Source organism: Faecalibacterium sp. I4-3-84, assembly GCF_023347255.1.
GTDB lineage: Bacteria > Bacillota > Clostridia > Oscillospirales > Ruminococcaceae > Faecalibacterium > Faecalibacterium taiwanense.
Genome location: NZ_CP094466.1, coordinates 3,009,086 through 3,026,549, shown reverse-complemented (window position 1 = coordinate 3,026,549; position 17,464 = coordinate 3,009,086). Strand labels below are relative to the sequence as shown.

The 17,464-nt window shown below is 57.3% G+C and carries 17 protein-coding genes; 1 reads left to right on the top strand and 16 read right to left on the bottom strand.

The annotated features are described in order from the left end of the window. Nucleotides 1-62: 62 nt before the first annotated feature. The 16 genes from MTP41_RS15020 to MTP41_RS14945 form a co-directional block, all read right to left on the bottom strand. A complete protein-coding gene (locus MTP41_RS15020) occupies nucleotides 63-800 on the bottom strand; it encodes an acyl-[acyl-carrier-protein] thioesterase (protein ID WP_249235851.1) in 738 nt (245 codons plus the stop codon). Nucleotides 801-863: 63 nt separating this feature from the next. Beyond that, nucleotides 864-2,096, bottom strand: a complete 1,233-nt coding sequence (locus tag MTP41_RS15015) for an ABC transporter substrate-binding protein (RefSeq protein WP_097777879.1) — start codon at nucleotides 2,094-2,096, stop codon at nucleotides 864-866. Continuing rightward, nucleotides 2,096-2,941, bottom strand: a complete 846-nt coding sequence (locus MTP41_RS15010; RefSeq protein ID WP_120019816.1) for an ABC transporter permease — start codon at nucleotides 2,939-2,941, stop codon at nucleotides 2,096-2,098. The genes MTP41_RS15015 and MTP41_RS15010 overlap by 1 nt, the downstream gene beginning before the upstream one ends. Beyond that, on the bottom strand, nucleotides 2,941-3,756 hold the full coding sequence (locus tag MTP41_RS15005; RefSeq protein ID WP_044953212.1) for an ABC transporter permease: 816 nt from the start codon (nucleotides 3,754-3,756) through the stop codon (nucleotides 2,941-2,943). Before MTP41_RS15005 ends, MTP41_RS15010 begins: the two co-directional genes overlap by 1 nt. A gap of 9 nt (nucleotides 3,757-3,765) precedes the next feature. Beyond that, the gene (potA, locus tag MTP41_RS15000; protein WP_097774916.1) at nucleotides 3,766-4,812 is read right to left on the bottom strand and encodes a spermidine/putrescine ABC transporter ATP-binding protein; all 1,047 of its coding nucleotides are present in this window, start codon (nucleotides 4,810-4,812) and stop codon (nucleotides 3,766-3,768) included. Between the two features lie 279 nt (nucleotides 4,813-5,091). After that, nucleotides 5,092-6,075: a DUF4340 domain-containing protein gene (locus MTP41_RS14995; protein ID WP_249235850.1), complete on the bottom strand. Its 984-nt coding sequence runs from the start codon at nucleotides 6,073-6,075 to the stop codon at nucleotides 5,092-5,094. A 12-nt stretch (nucleotides 6,076-6,087) separates the two neighbouring features. Then, a complete protein-coding gene (locus MTP41_RS14990) occupies nucleotides 6,088-7,518 on the bottom strand; it encodes a Gldg family protein (protein WP_249235849.1) in 1,431 nt (476 codons plus the stop codon). Between the two features lie 15 nt (nucleotides 7,519-7,533). Then, the gene (locus tag MTP41_RS14985; protein WP_249235848.1) at nucleotides 7,534-8,406 is read right to left on the bottom strand and encodes an ABC transporter permease; all 873 of its coding nucleotides are present in this window, start codon (nucleotides 8,404-8,406) and stop codon (nucleotides 7,534-7,536) included. Beyond that, entirely contained in the window at nucleotides 8,403-9,377 is a 975-nt protein-coding gene (locus MTP41_RS14980; protein ID WP_223387787.1) for an ABC transporter ATP-binding protein, read from the bottom strand. The genes MTP41_RS14985 and MTP41_RS14980 overlap by 4 nt, the downstream gene beginning before the upstream one ends. Nucleotides 9,378-9,566: 189 nt before the next feature. Beyond that, nucleotides 9,567-9,767, bottom strand: a complete 201-nt coding sequence (gene rpmE / locus MTP41_RS14975) for a 50S ribosomal protein L31 (RefSeq protein WP_005926533.1) — start codon at nucleotides 9,765-9,767, stop codon at nucleotides 9,567-9,569. Between the two features lie 233 nt (nucleotides 9,768-10,000). Beyond that, on the bottom strand, nucleotides 10,001-11,341 hold the full coding sequence (locus tag MTP41_RS14970) for a TRAP transporter large permease (protein WP_249235847.1): 1,341 nt from the start codon (nucleotides 11,339-11,341) through the stop codon (nucleotides 10,001-10,003). A 1-nt stretch (nucleotide 11,342) separates the two neighbouring features. After that, nucleotides 11,343-11,864, bottom strand: coding sequence for a TRAP transporter small permease (locus tag MTP41_RS14965; RefSeq protein ID WP_120119997.1), 522 nt, complete (start codon nucleotides 11,862-11,864; stop codon nucleotides 11,343-11,345). A 99-nt stretch (nucleotides 11,865-11,963) separates the two neighbouring features. Beyond that, nucleotides 11,964-13,052: a TRAP transporter substrate-binding protein gene (locus tag MTP41_RS14960; RefSeq protein ID WP_097777887.1), complete on the bottom strand. Its 1,089-nt coding sequence runs from the start codon at nucleotides 13,050-13,052 to the stop codon at nucleotides 11,964-11,966. Between the two features lie 347 nt (nucleotides 13,053-13,399). After that, on the bottom strand, nucleotides 13,400-14,410 hold the full coding sequence (locus MTP41_RS14955) for a TRAP transporter substrate-binding protein (RefSeq protein WP_249235846.1): 1,011 nt from the start codon (nucleotides 14,408-14,410) through the stop codon (nucleotides 13,400-13,402). Next, on the bottom strand, nucleotides 14,407-15,216 hold the full coding sequence (locus MTP41_RS14950) for a response regulator transcription factor (protein ID WP_249235845.1): 810 nt from the start codon (nucleotides 15,214-15,216) through the stop codon (nucleotides 14,407-14,409). The genes MTP41_RS14955 and MTP41_RS14950 overlap by 4 nt, the downstream gene beginning before the upstream one ends. Beyond that, nucleotides 15,213-16,736: a sensor histidine kinase gene (locus MTP41_RS14945; protein ID WP_249235844.1), complete on the bottom strand. Its 1,524-nt coding sequence runs from the start codon at nucleotides 16,734-16,736 to the stop codon at nucleotides 15,213-15,215. The genes MTP41_RS14950 and MTP41_RS14945 overlap by 4 nt, the downstream gene beginning before the upstream one ends. Before the next feature lie 137 nt (nucleotides 16,737-16,873). Here MTP41_RS14945 and MTP41_RS14940 point away from each other — a divergent pair, with 137 nt between their 5' ends. Continuing rightward, nucleotides 16,874-17,407, top strand: a complete 534-nt coding sequence (locus tag MTP41_RS14940) for a hypothetical protein (protein ID WP_005937189.1) — start codon at nucleotides 16,874-16,876, stop codon at nucleotides 17,405-17,407. Nucleotides 17,408-17,464 lie beyond the last annotated feature (57 nt).

The following is a 17,464-nucleotide window of genomic DNA, read 5'->3' as shown; positions in this document are numbered from 1 at the left end:
TTGCATTGCTCGCTTATTTTCAGCTAAAAGCGGCGCAGCGGTTTTCTTGAGAGATCAACGATTTACACGTTTGTCTTTCCCACCTCCAGATAGCACTCAAAGCTGGTCTGGCCGTTGTGCTTTCCGATCACATACCAGCCATCCGCCGAAGGGGCATAAAACACCTCTGCCGTTTCTCCCATCGGGATCTCGCGGTGGTAGTTGATAGAAGCAAATGTCACGGGGCCTTTGCGCATCACTTCCAGCGGCAGCGCATCGCAGACAAGGTCCAGATAGAATGCGTTGTTCAAATGGCCGTTCAGATCGCACTGGGAATAATGCACCGTCCACTCCCCTGCGCTGGTCAGACCATCCTTGCACTTGTGCAGCTGCAAAGGCAGCTCGCCCTCCACCGTATCGTTCCAGAAATTCTCCACCGTCCAGCCCGGCTCCCGCAGGATACGGCCCTCGGCAAGGCTTGCCACGATCCAGCGGCAGTCCACCATAGCCACCTCTTTGCCCTCGGCATCGGTCAGGGTGGTGATGCGTTTGACGGAACCGTGTTTGCTGACCTGCGCCCGGGAGGTAAGGGTCAGCGTTTCGGCACGCTGGGGCACACGGTCAAATTTCAGGGCCTGCTTGCCCACCAGAAAGGTCACACCGCGATCTTTGAAGAACTGGTCATCCATACCAAAGGCGCGGGCGTGGTCTGTCGAAATCTGCTCCACATAGCGCAGCAGGGCGCTGGGCTTGAGCAGGCTGCGGAAGTCGGCATCTGCGTTCATGACTGTCATGGTCTCGGTGTAAAAGAACTGTTCCATGGTTTTTCCTTTCTATAAAAAGAGACCACTGCACGTTGTTCTGTGCAGCAGCCTCCTTTGCGTTTAATACTGATTGCGGTTGCGCCTGCGGACCTTGCGCCAGATGTTGAAGCAGGCCAGCGCCACCATGGCTGCCAGCAGCGCAAGGAACAGCAGACTGCTGCCACCCTCGTCGTAGCTCTTCATTTCGCTCCACTTCACGTCCAGCTCGCTGTTCACATCGTCGCTCAGGGCAGTGAACACCTTTTCCTTGGCGGCTTTCTCTTCGGACGGATAAGCGATCTCGCTCTCCTTCAGATCCTCGTCCAGCACCTCCCACACATCCTGCATGGGGGTGGTGTAGCCGATGTACTCGGCGTTTGCCTTGCCGATGTCCGTCTCACACATGAAGTTGATGAACATTTCCGCAGCTTCCTGATGTTCACTGGCAGCAGGAATGGTCATGCAGTCCACGGAAAGCACGCTGCCTTCCTCCGGGAACACCCATGCAAGGTCGGGATTATCGTCGATCATGGTGATGGCATCGCCGGAGTAGTACACACCGACGGCTGCCTCGCCGCCGATCATCTTATCAAAGATCTCATCCATGACGTAGGCCTGCACCAGCGGTTTCTGAGCCTTCAGCTCTTCCACCACCTCATCCACCTCTTCGGTGGACTGCGGGTTGATATCGTGGCCGCTCTTAAAAGCAGCAATGGCGTAGGCATCGCGGCTGTTGTTGAACATCAGGATATTGCCTGCGTACTGCTCGTCCCACAGGTCGGCCCAGCTGGCAGGCGCTTTGTCCACCATGGTGGTGTTATAAATGATGCCGGTGGTGCAGAGCATATAGGGCACGGTGTAGGCATTCTGCGGATCGTAATCCGGATCCACGTATTCCTGATTGATCTTTTTGAAGTTCGGGATATTGTCGTAGTTCAGAGGCTTGAGCATCCCCTCGGCAATCATTTTTGCCACCATGTAATCCGACGGAATGACCACATCGTAGTTGGCTGCACCGGACTTGAGCTTTGCGTACATGGACTCGTTGGAGTCGAAGGTGGTGTAGTTCACCTTGATGCCGGTGAGCTTTTCAAAGGCCGCCACCACGTCCACGCTGTCGTCCGAGCCGTTGGAGATGTACTCGCCCCAGTTATAGACATTGATGGCCATGTTCTGGCCCTTGAAGCGGGTCCAGTCGTAATCGTCCGACACCGAGACATCCTCGGTCACCTCAATGGTGCCGGCGGCAAAGGCGGGCATTGCACAGCAGACCGTCATTGCCAGCGCCAGCAGCAGCACAGCAAAACGTTTCATCACACGCCCTCCCCTCTCAGCGCCTTCTGGTCGCGGCGGTAGCTGCGGCTCTCCATTGCGTTGGAGATCAGAATGATGCACAGAATGACCACGAACATGATGGTGGACAGCGCATAGATCTCCGGGCTGACCTTTTTACGGGTCATGGAGTAGATGGCGATGGGCAGCGTTTCCACCGTGCCGCAGTTGAAATAGGAGATCATGAAGTCGTCGATGGAATAGGTCAGGCAGATGAGGAATGCCGACAGGATGGCCGGGCTGATCTCCGGCAGGATGACCTTGAAGAAGGCCTGCCTGGGGTCGCAGCCAAGGTCGAGCGCTGCCTCATACAGCTTGATATCCAATTGCTTGAGCTTGGGCGTGACGTTGAAGATGACATACGGCACATTGAACGCGATATGCGCAATGAGCAGCGTCGGGAAGCCCATGATGGTATCCGGCAGCCAGGAGACACCCCCGGCAAAGCGCTGGTAGGCCACGAACAGCAGCATGAGCGAGATGCCGGTGATGATCTCCGGGTTGACCACCGGGATATAGGTGATGTTGGTAACGACAAGGCGGCTCCCGCGGCCCATGGACGCAATGCCCAGACTTGCCGCTGTACCCAGCACAGTGGCAATGACCGCAGAGATCAGAGCCACTTCCAGCGAGACCAGCAGCGCATGCAGGATGGAGGAGTTATGCAGCAGGCTGGAGTACCACTTGAGGGTAAAGCCGGTGAAGAGCGAATAGCCCTTGGACTGGTTGAAGCTGAATACGATCATGTATGCAATGGGCAGGTACATGAAGCAGAAAAACAGCACGATATAGACGCGCTGCATCAGGCGCAGATGTTTCGTTTTCATCAGGACACGCCCTCCATTTCATCTTCATCAAAGCTGGAGGTGAAGCTCATGCACAGCAGCACAATGATCATCAGCACAAGGCTCATGGCAGAACCCACGTTCAGGTTGTAGCTGTTGCCAAGGAACTGCATCTCGATCAGATCGCCAATGAGCAGGTTGGAGCCGCCGCCCAGCATACGGCTGATAACAAAGGTGGACACCGCCGGGACGAACACCATGGTAATGCCGGTGCTGATGCCGGGCACGCTCATGGGAATGAGCACCCGGAGAAGGGTCTTGGTGGTGGAAGCGCCCAGATCCTGCGCAGCTTCCACCAGACTCTGGTCGATCTTGGTCATGCTGGTGTACAGCGGCAGGATCATATAGGGCACATAGTTATACACCATGCCCAGCACCACCGCACCGGAGGTGTTGAGCATATTGAAGGGGCCAAGGCCGAACACGCCCAGAACGGCGTTCACCGGGCCGTTGATGCTGAGCAGGCCCATCCATGCATAGGTGCGCAGCAGAAAGTTCATCCACATGGGCAGCATGACCAGCATGAGCATGATGTGCTGCTTGTTCACCCGCAGGCGGGAAAGAAAATAGCCCACCGGGAACGCAATGACCAGACAAATGACCGTGGCAATGAGGGCCAGCAGCAGGCTGCGGGCAAACACCGAGCCGTAGCCGCTGATGGAGGTGAGGTTATCCAGCGTGAAAGCTCCGTTTGCATCCGTAAATGCATAGTACACCACGATGATCAAAGGCACCACTGTGAACAGCGTCATCCATACAAAGTACGGATAGGCCAGCTTTTTATCGTAAATCTTCATCATTGCGGCTCACCCCTCTGAACGCGCCATAATGTGGATCTCGTTGGGGCCGATGCGCATACCAATGGTCTCACCGGGGGTGCAGGCGCGGGTGGAATGGATCAGCCATTCGCGGCCCTCGCACTCCACATGCATCTCAAAGTGGACACCCTTGAAGATGACATCGTTCACAACGCCGACAAGCTGGCCTTCCACAGGAGAGACCACCTCGATATCCTCGGGGCGCACCACTACCTGCACGCTCTGCTCGCGGGCAAAGCCGCGGTCCACACAGGGGAAGTCCACGCCGGAGAAGGACACCAGAAAATCCCGGTGCATCACGCCGTCCACAATGTTGGAATCGCCAATGAAGTCTGCAACAAAGGCATTCTTCGGCTCATTGTAAATATCCTCCGGCGTGCCGATCTGCTGCACCTTGCCGCCGTTCATGACCACGACGGTATCGGACATGGTAAGGGCTTCCTCCTGATCGTGGGTAACATAAATAAAGGTAATGTTCATTTCGCGCTGCAGGCGCTTCAGCTCCAGCTGCATCTCCTTGCGCAGCTTGAGGTCCAGTGCGCCAAGGGGTTCATCCAGCAGAAGGATCTCCGGCTCGTTCACCAGACTGCGGGCGATGGCCACGCGCTGCTGCTGGCCGCCGGACATCTGGCTGATGCTGCGGCGCTCGAAGCCTTTCAGGCCAACAACTTCCAGCATGTTGCGCACCTTGCGGCGGATGGTCTCTTCGTCCATCTTTTTGAGCCGCAGACCGAAGGCCACGTTCTCGAACACGTTCAGGTGCGGGAACAGTGCGTATTTCTGAAAAACGGTGTTCACCGGGCGCTTATAGGGCGGCACGCCGGTAATGTCCTCACCTTTCAGCAGCACTTTGCCGGAATTGGGTTCCAGAAAACCTGCAATCAGACGCAGGGTGGTGGTTTTGCCGCAGCCGGAAGGGCCCAGCAGCGTTACGAACTCTTTGTCATGGATGTCGAGGTTCAGCCCATCCAGAATGCGCTGACCGTCAAATTCCACTACGATATCCCGCAGTGAAACGATCACCGAGTTGTCCATTTTTTACTTTATCCTCCTTGTAACTCAGATACGAAAAAAGACAGGGCCATGCCCCATCCCTCGTACCAGGGCGACCCAGCCCCGCACAACATCCATGACGACCGGAGAACCTGCAAAAGCAGGCTCTTATATTGCGCAGTTATTCTGCCCTGTCTCGTCTATCTTAATCAATCTTTGCTGAAATGTCAATCACTCTGCCAATGTTTGCCGAAGCTTTACACGCCGCAACAAAAAAACATGCGCCGCAGCGGGCTTTCCGCATACGGCGCACAAAGGTTTTTATTCAGCTTTTAAGGCAGTGGCCGTTATCAGAAGGGCCTGCACAGTGTCAAGGTCAACCGCATAGACGGAACTGTCCCCCTCCACCATCATCCAGCAGCCGTCTGCATTTTCGGCGTAGTGGATGGTCACGGTCCCATCGGCAGAGGCGGCCCGCACCGTTGCAAGCGGTGCATCAAAGCCGTAGGCCGAAGGGTCGGCATCCGTGATTTGTGCGGTCACATAGCCTGCCAGAGCAGAGAGGATGCTCTGCACCTTGCTGTCGTCCAGATCGGCAGAGGGTTCATCGGCCAGCCGCCACACGGTCTGATAGGTAGTGGAATCGGCCGCACTTTCCGAGGAATCGCTCTCCGCTTCCGCAGGCTCAGAAACTGCATTCAGTGCAAGGGTGCCGCTGCCCGTCGTAATGGAAACACTTTCCAGCGCGGAGACTGTCAGTTCCGCCGGGTTGAACGTGCCAAAAATGTCTGCTTTGGTCAGCTCAAAGCAGGCCGCCTTGTTGCCAGAAACGGTGTACACGGCATCGTCCCCTGCCTTCTGCACATACAGATCTCCTGTGACCGGGTTCTCGGTGCCAAAGGCAAAGGTGTTCGTCTCGCCTGCCGCCGTCACTGTGACCGTAACAGCCGGATCGGCAAGGCCGTAGTCCTCGCCGGGCTGAGCCGTGAGCTGACGTTTGGCGTTCAGGGATGCCAGCGCCGTGACCATGGTATTGCAGGCAGATGCATCCAGATGATAGTCCGGGTCATCCGCCAGCGTCCAGCTGCCGGAATCGTAATTCAGGGCAAGCGTTTCGCCGCCATAGGCATACCGGATGCTGGTCACATCGCCCGCCGCAAAAGAAGAAAGCAGGATGCTGCCCTCTGCGGCGGCGCTGGAAGCAGCTTCTTCTGCGGCATTGCTGCGGCTGACAAACCACAGCAGCCCGCCCAGCACAAGCACCAGCACCAGAAGCACCGCAAGGGTGCGCTGTTTTGTTTTCATGGCAGTGCCCCCTTACCTGCGGCGGCGCAGCAGCACCACCACAGCACCTGCAATGAGCACTGCTGCGGGCAGCACGAATACGAACACCATGCCCAGCGTCATGGATGCGGAAGCCGGGACCGTGATGGGTGCAGCTTCCAGTGCTTTGGTGTCGATGAGCAGGCTCTGCCCTACCAGCGAAGCGGCACAGCCCTGCAGGAAGGTCAGGTTGCCCGGAATGGACTGGTACACCTGCTCGTTGTCCATGTTGGGGCAGCCGATCCAGATCACCTCGGCACCGGTGGATTCATTGCGCGCCCATACGGCCAGCGAGAACGGGCCGTCGGTATCGCCGGCTTCCTTTGCGGAAGAAGAGCTGGCATCAAAGTCCTGCTTGCTGTAGGCATCCTCAGTGGTATACAGCAGCGGTTCCGCCGTCACATCGTCTGTCTCGGTAATGGTGATGCCCTGTGCCACCGAGAGCATCACATGGGTGCTCTGGTTCACGCCGTCCAGCGCGGTGCTTTCGTCGGCGGCCGCGTAGTCCGGGAACAGCGAGTACGGGTAGCCGTACAGCGCGTGGCCCGCATCGCCCTCCACCACAAGGCCCGGCTCTCGCGCAAGGCCGAACTGTGCCATCACTGCATCCAGAGCGGGCGTTTCGGTATAGCCGCTGGTGGTCAGCAGCACCTTGCCGCCGTTTTCCAGATAGGCCTGCAGCTGCGCGATCTCATTCACAAGGCCGTCAGCTGCAAAATCCGAAGCGGGGTCGCTGATGATGAGCAGATCACAGTCCTCCGGAATGGTGCCGGTGAGCAGATCCAGCGGCTGGGCATCGATATTCTGCGCCTTGAGCGCCTCGGTCAGCGAGGAGGTAAGCGCCTGCTCGCCGTGGTTGGTGGTGTAGTAGGCATGACTTTCTGCTGCGGCAGTCAGCTTGTAGATGGCAGAGCTGATCTGCTTTTCGCCGCCAAAGGTCACATTGGCAGCGCCGGTGGTGTAGTAATCGGAGTAATCGTACTCGTAAAGTTCGGCGGCGTTCAGCACTTCGCTGTTCTCACCGCTGACCACGATCAGACTGCCGGTGGATGCATCCTCTGCGCCGTACTGCGCTGCAAAGGTCGGGTAAAGCGCCGGGTCCTTCTGCTCCCAGTGGAAGTGACCGCTCTCGTCGGCGTAGTGATCCAGCAGCTTGGTGATAATGGCATCCTCGCTGCCGGTCTCACAGAGATAATAAACGGTCACGTCCTGATCCAGGCTCTGCATCAGCTGCCTGGAGCTGTCGCCCAGCGTGTACATTTTGGCGGCAGAGAGGTCGAACTCGGTGTATTTTTTCGGGATGGCCCCCACCAGCAGATTGATCAGCACGGCCAACACGATGGCTGCTGCCAGAATGGCCGTGGAGTACAGCCCATTGCGGAACACCTTGCCGTTTGCGGAGGAAGAAAATTTGAAATTTTTCATGTTGTTCCCCTCCCCTCAGTTCCAGCGGCGCTTTTCCAGCCCCTGCGCCGTGAAGAACAAAAACAGCATGGTCACGGTCAGGTAGTACACCAGCGTCGGGATGGAAAAGCTGTTGTTGACAAACTCTTCAAACGGCGTGAACAGGCACAGCCCGCTGAGCACCGCGCTGAACGCTTCGGTCAGCCAGCTGCTCTGCAGCAGGAACAGTGCCGTCAGCACCACACAGCAGCCCGCAAAGGTCAGGCAGCCCAGCGTAAAGCTGCGGGTACGCAGGCCTGCCACCACACTGAGCACTGCCGCAATGGCGGTGAACAGGGCCAGCGCCACTGCGCTGCCTGCGGTGAACATGCTGCGCAGGCTGGGCATCATGTAGGCCAGCAGCAGTGCGGCAACACCTGCCACCGCAGCAATGATCTGATTCTCGGTCAGGCTGGAAAGAAACACGCCAATGGCAATGGCGGCGCAGCCCATGAGATAATAGCACAGCAGAGCGGCCAAGTTTGCCAGCGTGGCCGTGCCGGTGGCACCCAGTGCGGCCAGTACAAGGATCATGACCGCATCGGCAAGGCACGGCAGTGCAAAGATGACGCACAGGGCAAAGAATTTGCCCAGCACGATCTCCCACACAGACACCGGGCTGGTAAGCAGCAGCTGATCGGTGCGGGCGCGGCGTTCCTCTGCAAAGGAGCGCATGGTGAGCACCGGGATATACAAAAGCAGCACAAACGTGGTGCGGTAAAGCGTGTAATAGCCAAAATCCGTCAGGCCGTAGCCCAGATTCAGGGCAACAAAATAGATGGCCGTTGCCGCCAGCATAAAGGCGGTGAGCACATAGCCGATCATGCCATGAAAGCTGCTGCGGACTTCGCGTTTGAAAATGGCAGTCATTCCGTTTTCTCCTCCCCTTCATCCGATGGTGTTTCAGACTCGTTTTCGGTCAGTGCAAGGAACACTTCCTCCAGCGTCCTGTTTTCCGCTGCCAGCGCCAGCACCGTGCATCCGGCCTGCGAAAGGGCGCGGGACACCTCGGCGCGGCGGTCAGAAGCATCGGCACTTTCTGCGGTAAAGGTCACCTGTCCGTCGGCCTCGGATTCGATCTCCACCTTGCGGATGCCCGGAATGGAGCCGACTGTTTTCAGCACGGTCTTCCCCCCGCCCAGAACGGTAGCGCGCAGACGGCTGCCGGGGTTCAGCTTTTCGGCCAGCTGTTCCGGCGCACCCACCGCCACCAGATGCCCCTTGGAAAGGATCAGTACCTGACTGCACACTGCCTGCACCTCGCTGAGGATGTGGCTGGACAGGATGACCGTGTGGCTTTTCCCCAGCTCCCGGATCAGTCTGCGGATCTCGATGACCTGTGCAGGGTCAAGGCCCACGGTAGGCTCGTCCAGAATGATGAGCTGCGGTGCGCCCAGCAGTGCCTGCGCAATGCCCACGCGCTGGCGGTAGCCCTTGGACAGACTGCGGATGAGCCGGGGCAGCACCTCTTCCAGCCCGGTGCGGCGGGCAGCTTTGCGCACCTGTTCTTTGCGGTCGGCCTTCTTTTTGATGCCTTTCAGCTCTGCAGCAAAATCCAGATATTCCTGCACCGTCATTTCCGGGTAGAGCGGCGGCTGCTCGGGCAGATAGCCCACACAGGCCTTGGCCTGCTGGGCCTGCTCCGGCAGGCTGAAGCCCGCCACCTTCACTTCACCGGAGGTGGGGGCAAGGTAGCCGGTGAGGATATTCATGATCGTGGATTTGCCCGCGCCGTTGGGGCCGAGCAGGCCGAAGATCTGGCCGTCGCCCACCGTAAAGGACAAATCTTCAATGGCAGGGTGCGTGCCATACTTTTTGCTCAGATGCGATACTTCGATCACAGCAAACGCTCCTTTTTCATCTAGTTCAATGCTGGTATATTTTAGACGGAAAATGTGTAAAAATTAAGACAATCCTGTGGTGGGATGCAAAAAGAATTCTTAAGAATGATTAAGGCCGCCCTTTCATATGCCAAAAAGGCAGCAAAAAAGCACCGTCTCCCAAAGGAAACGGTGCTCAGAAAACCATAATTACTTACGGCCGAAACGCTTGTTGAAGCGCTCAACACGTCCGCCGGTGTCAACCAGCTTCTGCTTGCCAGTGTAGAAAGGATGGCACTTGGAGCAAACTTCGACGTGGATCTCAGGCTTGGTGGAACGAGTCTTAATGACGTTGCCGCATGCGCAGGTGATGGTGCAGTCAACGTAGTTCGGATGGATACCCTGTTTCATTCTTTTCACCTCATTTCTGGTTCTGACTTATTGGGGCCATATTATAAATGTATGTGCCCATCACAACCTTCAATATCGGCTACCCCGTCGAGCGGCCTTGGAAACGATTGCCTTACTATTATAGCACGATTCCGACAGAATGCAAGAGGGAAAATAAAGTTTTTAGCATACAAAAAGTCCCCTGCACTTTCATGCAGAGGACTTTAACGGTTTTACCTTACGCCGTCAGGCCATCAGTGGATGAACACAGGACCCAGCGGGTTGGTGATGGGGCTGACGTAGCCGCCCAGCAGCTTGGGGATCGCCAGGCTGATGTCGGGCACGAAGGTCAGCAGCAGCAGTGCAACGAACATGCACAGGTAGAACGGCAGGGTCGCCTTGACGACCTTTTCCATCGGGCGCTTTGCAACGGCAGAGCCGATGAACAGCACAGCGCCGACAGGAGGAGTCAGCAGGCCGATGCCGCAGTTCAGAACCACGATGATACCGAACTGGATGGGATCGATACCGATGGAGGTTGCGATGGGCAGCAGGATGGGAGTAGCGATCAGGATGATGGGAGCCATATCCATGATGCAGCCCAGAACCAGAATGATCAGGTCGATCAGCAGAGCGATGATGTAGGGGTTATCGGTGACGCTGGTAATGGCATTTGCAGCCAGATCCGGCACATGCAGCATGGTCAGGCAGTTGCCGAAGACTGCAGAGGTAGCGATCAGGATCAGCACGATGGACAGAGTGTTCACGCACTCATCCAGTGCATGCCAGACGCCCTTCCAGTCCAGACCCTTGTAGACGAACACCGACACGAACAGAGAGTAGATAACTGCAATAGCTGCAGATTCGGTAGCGGTGAACACACCGCCAACAACGCCGAACACAACGATGACAACAGCGGCCAGTGCCCAGATGGAAGTGCCCAGCTGCTTAACGAAGCCCTTGATGCTGAACGGAGAGCCCTTGGGGTAATTCTCCTTGACCGAGATGATGTAGGAACCGATCATCAGGACGATGGCCAGCAGAGCGCCGGGCAGATAACCTGCCAGGAACAGGCTGCCGACCGAGATGCCGCCGGCAGTGGTGGCATAAATGACCATGTTGTGGCTCGGAGGAACCAGCAGACCCTCGCAGGAGGAGGTGATGGTAACAGCAGTGGAGAAGTCGGCATCGTAGCCCTGATCGACCATCATGGGGATCATGATGGAGCCGATGGAAGCGGTATCTGCAGATGCAGAACCGGAAATACCGCCGAAGAAGTAGGAAGCAACGATGTTGACCATTGCCATGCCGCCGCGCATCCAGCCCACGCAGGCATCAGCCAGAGCGATCAGCTTTTCAGAAATGCCGCCGGAGCCCATGAGCACACCCATGGTGATGAAGAACGGCACGGCCATCAGGCTGAAGGAAGAGATGCCCTTGACCATCAGACGGCAGACATCGGTCAGTGCCTGACCCTGCACCATCATGCACAGCACGCTGGAAAGACCAACGGCGTATGCAATGGGGAAACGCAGGAAGATCATTACAAAGAAGCTGACAAGAAGGACAATGATTGCCAGTGTCTGAACTGTCATATTACACTTCCTCCTTTACAAAAATGCTCTTGATGTGGTTGTACAGTGCCTCGATCTCAAAGATGATCATGGCAACACCGGCCAGCGGCACCGGGAAGTACATCCAGAAGCGGCTCAGCCAGGGCATGGACACGTAGAAGCCGCGGCCGCCCAGAGTGGTGGCATAGTTCCAGCCGACCACCATCATGATGACACCCAGAATGCACACGGCAAGATCGGCCAGAATATCCAGCACCTTGACGGCGGTTTTGGGCAGATACACGTCAAACGCAGTCATGCGGATATGGGCACCGCGGCGGATGGCCAGAGCAGCACTCAGCACGGCCATGTAGCTCATGCAGGTCAGCACAACTTCTTCCGACCATGCCGGGTCCGGGATGAACGAGACGTAACGACCGATGACCGACATGGTAGTGATGAGGATATCTGCGATCAGCAGCAGCTTGCAGATAAACAGGACCACTTTGTAGGTGATGTCGTACGCCGGCTTGATCTTATCCAAAGTGGTAAAGATTTTCGGCATATGAATTCCTCCATATAAAAAACCCGGCAGGTCTGCGGGCGTATCCCGTAGTCCCCCGCCGGGCTATGTACTATCTCAGAACAGGAAAGGCTTTTTCAATTATGCCTTCATGTCCAGCAGCTGCTGATACAGCTCAGCCTGATCGGAGGTGTTCTCGCTGATGACCTTAGCGCAGGCCTCCTGCCAGGGTGCCTTGTCGTCAACATCCACAACGTTGCAGCCGGAGCTTCTCAGCTCCTCCAGAACCTTGTTCTCAGCGGTCTCGGACAGGTCTGCATTGAAGGCCTGCGTATCAGCACCAGCCTCCATGATGGCAGCCTGCTGGTTCTCGGTCAGCTTGCCCCATGCGTTATCGGTGATAACAGCCTGAATAGCGCCCAGAGTGTGGCCGTCCAGGATCAGGTTGTTGGCAACCTCGGGGAATGCATTGGACTTGTAGTTTGCGATGGGCTGCTCAGCACCATCCACAACGCCGGTCTGCAGTGCGCTGTACAGCTCACCGAAGGAAACGACGGTGGGGTTAGCGCCCAGACCCTCGACCATGCCGTTCATAACGGGGTCGTTGGACACGCGCAGCTTCAGGCCCTTGAAATCAGCGATGCCGGAGACCGGGTTGACCGTGAAGAAGTGACGGAAGCCCTCTTCGCCGTAGAAGACACCACGAACGGGCAGGCCCAGCTCCTGAGGCTCGTTCAGGAACTCAGGTGCCAGATCGCTGTTGGCGAAGTTCCAGAAGTGTGCGCGGTTCTCGAAAGTGAAGGGGATGGACAGCAGCTTGGACTTGTTGCAGCCGTAGCTGGTCAGTGCGAAAGCGGAGATACGGCTCATATCGATGGAGGTAGAACCGCCCAGAATTGCATCCAGAACGTCGTTCTCAGAACCCAGAACGCCGGAAGCCTGCACGTCGATGACGACGGAACCGCCAGTCAGCTCCTCGACCTTCTCCTTGAAGTGGGTAGCGGTCTGGCCAACGATGGTATCCAGCGGGTTGACCTCGGCGTAGACCAGAGTCACCTTGGGATCGTTTGCAGCAGCAGCAGCATCACCAGCAGCAGAAGCTGCGGTGGAAGAAGCTGCGGTAGAGGTGGAAGCAGCAGAATTGCTGGAGCCACCACATGCGGTCAGAGCCAGAGCAGCGGCGGAAACGCCGGCTGCTGCCAGAAAGCTGCGACGAGTGATCTTTTTCATAATAAATCGTCCTCCTTAAATCTCCCGAACGGCCCGGTCTGCACAGGGCCCTCATGCCGTTCATTTACTGTACACACTTTAGCAAATTTTTTTAACCGAAACAAGGGCTTTCAAAAAATGTCCTGTTTTTTGAAAAAATGTCAGAATTTCTTTTGTGAAAAATGCCAAGTACTTTACTTTTTGTTTGTGCACCTTCGCCTATCAGATGGATACATTTCTGTATTCCAGATAGGAGCAAAGCGCTGGATGCCCTTCCCTTTGGGGTTCAGAGCACACAGCGCTTTGCCGGTTCTTTTTTCTGTTTTCCTGATTTCTTTGCCCATCTTTTCCGGGCTTTGCTGTGGGGCTTATGCCTGCCGGATGCGGGCGATCAATTCGCCCTGCTGGGCAAACCGATCATACATCGGCTGCACAGCAGCACGGAACCTTGCCTTTTCTTCTTCGTCCAGCTCTGTCACCTCAATGCCTGCTGCACGCAGATCACTTTCCGATTCCGCCTCCTGCTGCGCCCAGAGCCTGCGCTCCACCTTGGCGCTCTCCCGGGCACACAGGCGGATGATCTCCGGGTAGCGCTCGTCCAGTGCGGCCAGCTTTTCCATCACAGCAGGGCTTGCAAGCTGCACCTCCGGCACGCGGGTGTGCTCGTCCTTTAAAAAGTAAGGTGCCACCTCGTAGTGACCCATGGCTTCGTAGCTGGGCCAGTTGTTCTCTGCGCCATCGATCTCACCGTTGTGCAGGGCGGCATACACCTTGCTGTACACTACCTTTACCGGCTTTGCGCCGAGGTCGGTGATCATTTCGCTCATCATGTCCGATTCCTGCACGCGGATGGCCAGGCCCTGCAGATCCGCAAGGCCTGTCACCTTCTGCCGGGTGTAGATGCTGCGCACACCGGCATCGAACCAGGAAAGGCCGGTCAGCTCCAGCGACTCCAGCGTGGAGAGGAACTCGTCGCCGATGGCCCCATCCAGCACGCGCCACATCTGGTCAGCGTCGGTGTAAAGGTACGGCAGCTGCAATACGCTCAGCGCCGGTTCGTACTCTGCCAGCTGGCTGAGGGACACGCGGGAGAAGTCAATGCCGCCAAACTGCATCTGCTGGATCACGCTCTGCTCCGCGCCCAGTTCTCCCCCGCTGTACACCAGCACTTTCACGCGGCCATCGGTGCGCTGGGCTACAAGGTCTGCAAAGGCCAGCGCTGCCTGCGTAGTAGGATAATCCTCCGGCTGGTTCTCCGCATAGCGCAGGATCAGCTCTGCCCCCGGCTCGTCCTGCACCGGCTGGTGGCCGCAGCCCGCCACCGGCAGCGCCAGCACGGCTGCACCAAACAGGGCGGTGAGCATCTGACGGCGGGTCACAGGCGGGCCTCCCGTGCAGCCTTGGCCGCTTCCCTGCGGTACTGAGTGGGGGTCATGCCGGTGCGTTTTTTAAAGGTGCGGGCAAAATAGCTGGAATCCTCGTAGCCCACCATGGAAGCCACCTCTGCTGCCGAACGGAACGGGTCGGTGAGCAGCTCCTTGGCAGCGTTGATACGCAGTTCGGTCAGGCAGTCCAGAAAGTTCATCTTCTGGTACTTCTTGAACTGTGCCGAGAGATACGCCGGGCTGATATGCAGGATCTCGCTCACACTGTCCAGCGAGAGGTCGAACATATAGTTATCCTCCATATACTTGCGCACATGGGCCATGACCAGTGCATTGCGGTCGTTCTCCCCTGCTTCGGCGGCATCGCTCTCCGGGTCAGCTTCCGGCTCCGGTTCCACCGGAGCCAGCTCTGCAAGGCGGCGGCCCGCCTCGATCTGACGGATAGCCTTGCGGATGGAAGCTTCCACTTCGTCCGGGTTCACCGGCTTGAGCAGATAATCGCAGGCACCCAGATGCATGGCCTCGTGGGCGTACTGGAACAGACTGTAGGCCGTAACAAAGATCACCTTGCACTCCGGGCGCTGTTCCAGCACGGCGCGGGCTGCATCCAGACCGTTCATACCGGGCATCTCAATGTCCATCAGGATCAGGTCTGCGCCCCACAGCACCGCCGTATCCGCTGCCTTGCGGCCGTTCTCGGCAGTCTCGATGGTCACTTCGTGCTCAAAGCGGTGGGCCACGATGTCCGCCAGCGTTTCCCGTTCCAGTGCTTCATCATCCGCGATCAATAGACGAATCATTCCTCAAACTCCTCCTCATTTTCCACCAATGGCAGATACAGCACCACCGCCGTACCGCGTCCCGGATGGGACCGTATCACAAAGCGGCTGTTCCGATCCAGCAGACGCAGGCGGGCCGCAACATTATAAATACCAATATGCTCCCAGCGCTCACCGGGCTGGCTGAGCGCCCTGCGCAGCTGTCGTAATTGATCCAGCTGGATGCCCACGCCGTTATCCACCACGCGGATGCACAGCAGTCCCTTCTCCCGCAGAGGGTTCACGCGGATGCGCACCACACCGCCCTCCTCTTTGGGGCAAATGCCGTGCTTGAAGGCATTTTCCACGATGGGCTGTAAAATAAAGGACGGCACCATGGTCTCGGTAAGATCCAGCGAATCGGAAATGCGCCACTCCATACGCACCCGCTCACCAAAGCGGACATGGTAGATGGAGTAATATTCATCCACGATGCGCACCTCACGGGAGAGCGGCACCTGTTCATCGTTGCTCATCAGGCTGTAGCGCAGCAGGTGCGAAAGCGCCATGATGAGTGCCTGCGTACGGTAGGCCGTCTCGGTGCCGGCGGTCTGCTGGATCACATTCAGGGTGTTGAACAGAAAGTGCGGGTCGATCTGGCTGCGCAGCTGCTGCAGCCGGCTGCGCTCCATGCGGTTCTGCAGCTCCAGTGCTTCGGTCTTCTGGCGGTGCAGCTCCCGCTCGATCTCGTTTTTCTCCTGCAGGGTGGTCACCTGCTGGGCCATGGAGTGCTTCATGATGTTGAAGGACTCGGCCAGCTGAGCGATCTCCGGCTGCTTGGGCAGCGGGATGTCCGGGGTGTCGAACTCACTTTTGCCAATGGCGCGGGAGGCAGCGATCATCTGCTGCACCGGCGTGAGCAGACGCATGACCATCAAACCGGTAACGCAGCCCAGCGCCACGCACAGCGCCACCACCACCGTCTGCAGCATGGTGATGCGCTCGTTCAGGGCCGAGATGGTGGTGTAGGTGGTCTGGGAATCCTGAATGGCGGTTTTCAGCAATTGCAGGGTGTACTGGCTCAGGTAATCGCCGCAGGGCACCACCTTTGCATAATACAGCTGGGAAGCTGCGGCATCGTTGCCGCTGAGCAGGTCGTTTTCCAGCTCATCCAGCAGGCCGGTGTAGGTCTGATAGACCGTATCCACTGCGCTGTAGAGCACCCGCTGCTCATCGCTGACGCTTTCCAGACTGTTCAGGCTGGTACCGATGCGCCAAAGCCATGCGTTGCAGGTGGAAGATGCCGACTGCAGCCGGTCAATGATCTCCTCCGGCTCGCTGTTCTCCCAGCGGTAGTTCTCCAGCACGGAAATAGAGCTTTCCACACCGCCCTGAAAGCGGCTGATGGCGTTGAAGCAGCCCATCTGCGCGTCCTGTACTGCCTGCACTGCTCTGGACTGGTAGCCATTGAGCGTGAGCTGCATGGCAAAGGCCGCAAAAAATGCTGCCAGACACAAGCCCATGCGCTGCTTGAGGGTGATCTGCCGCTTGCGGTGCTGCAAAGCCTGCCGCCTCCTTTCGTTTGGTAACGATTTATTGTACCACGCTTTGGGCCGGATTGGCAAGGTTTGCATGTTTTTCTCTTGCCTAAACCGCGCAATTGTGGTACGATGCCTATAAATACAAAGGAGGCGACTTTATGTCCCAGACCATCTCCGTTTCCACCACTATGGGTGAGCAGGGCTTCCGCGATTTTGCCGTGTTCGATGCATTCCATCACCGCAAAGCATGGCTGCGTCCCGCTGTTTTTGCCGCCATCATGCTGGCTTTTGCCGCCGTCTGCCTTTCGCAGCTGGGCAAGCGCCCGGGTGCCGGGCTGCTGGCTGCTGTGCTTGCCATTGTGGGCATCGGCCTGCCGGTGAGCTACTTTTACTCGTTCTTTCGCAGCGTTTCCCGGCAGATCAAACAGATGCACCTGCCGCGTGCCTTCTATCGTGTGGAGCTGGCCGACACCGGCATTGCTGTGTGGATGTACGGCCAGCAGGACAAGCCCGAACCCACCAGCCGCCACGCATGGGACAGCTTTTACTGCGCCTACCGCACGGACAATGCAGTGTACCTCTACGTAGAAAAAGAGAAAGCTTACTTACTGAATGACCGCATGGAAGTGGTGTGGAAGTTTCTGGCCGGCATCCTGCCCAAAGAAAAGCTGCACGACTGCAGAAAAGGGTAAGCCCAAAAAATATGCACACGCAAAAAAGAACTGCTGACATTTCGTTCAGCAGTTCTT

Excerpts from the sequence above, each read along its gene's own strand:
- MTP41_RS14940 (WP_005937189.1), top strand. The coding sequence starts at position 16,874 with ATGTCCCAGACCATCTCCGTTTCCACCACTATGGGTGAGCAGGGCTTC.
- MTP41_RS15015 (WP_097777879.1), bottom strand. The coding sequence starts at position 2,096 with ATGAAACGTTTTGCTGTGCTGCTGCTGGCGCTGGCAATGACGGTCTGC.
- MTP41_RS14950 (WP_249235845.1), bottom strand. The coding sequence starts at position 15,216 with ATGATTCGTCTATTGATCGCGGATGATGAAGCACTGGAACGGGAAACG.
- MTP41_RS15010 (WP_120019816.1), bottom strand. The coding sequence starts at position 2,941 with ATGAAAACGAAACATCTGCGCCTGATGCAGCGCGTCTATATCGTGCTG.
- MTP41_RS14995 (WP_249235850.1), bottom strand. The coding sequence starts at position 6,075 with ATGAAAACAAAACAGCGCACCCTTGCGGTGCTTCTGGTGCTGGTGCTT.
- potA (WP_097774916.1), bottom strand. The coding sequence starts at position 4,812 with ATGGACAACTCGGTGATCGTTTCACTGCGGGATATCGTAGTGGAATTT.
- MTP41_RS14985 (WP_249235848.1), bottom strand. The coding sequence starts at position 8,406 with ATGACTGCCATTTTCAAACGCGAAGTCCGCAGCAGCTTTCATGGCATG.
- MTP41_RS14990 (WP_249235849.1), bottom strand. The coding sequence starts at position 7,518 with ATGAAAAATTTCAAATTTTCTTCCTCCGCAAACGGCAAGGTGTTCCGC.
- MTP41_RS14970 (WP_249235847.1), bottom strand. The coding sequence starts at position 11,341 with ATGACAGTTCAGACACTGGCAATCATTGTCCTTCTTGTCAGCTTCTTT.
- MTP41_RS15005 (WP_044953212.1), bottom strand. The coding sequence starts at position 3,756 with ATGAAGATTTACGATAAAAAGCTGGCCTATCCGTACTTTGTATGGATG.
- MTP41_RS14960 (WP_097777887.1), bottom strand. The coding sequence starts at position 13,052 with ATGAAAAAGATCACTCGTCGCAGCTTTCTGGCAGCAGCCGGCGTTTCC.
- MTP41_RS15020 (WP_249235851.1), bottom strand. The coding sequence starts at position 800 with ATGGAACAGTTCTTTTACACCGAGACCATGACAGTCATGAACGCAGAT.
- rpmE (WP_005926533.1), bottom strand. The coding sequence starts at position 9,767 with ATGAAACAGGGTATCCATCCGAACTACGTTGACTGCACCATCACCTGC.
- MTP41_RS14965 (WP_120119997.1), bottom strand. The coding sequence starts at position 11,864 with ATGCCGAAAATCTTTACCACTTTGGATAAGATCAAGCCGGCGTACGAC.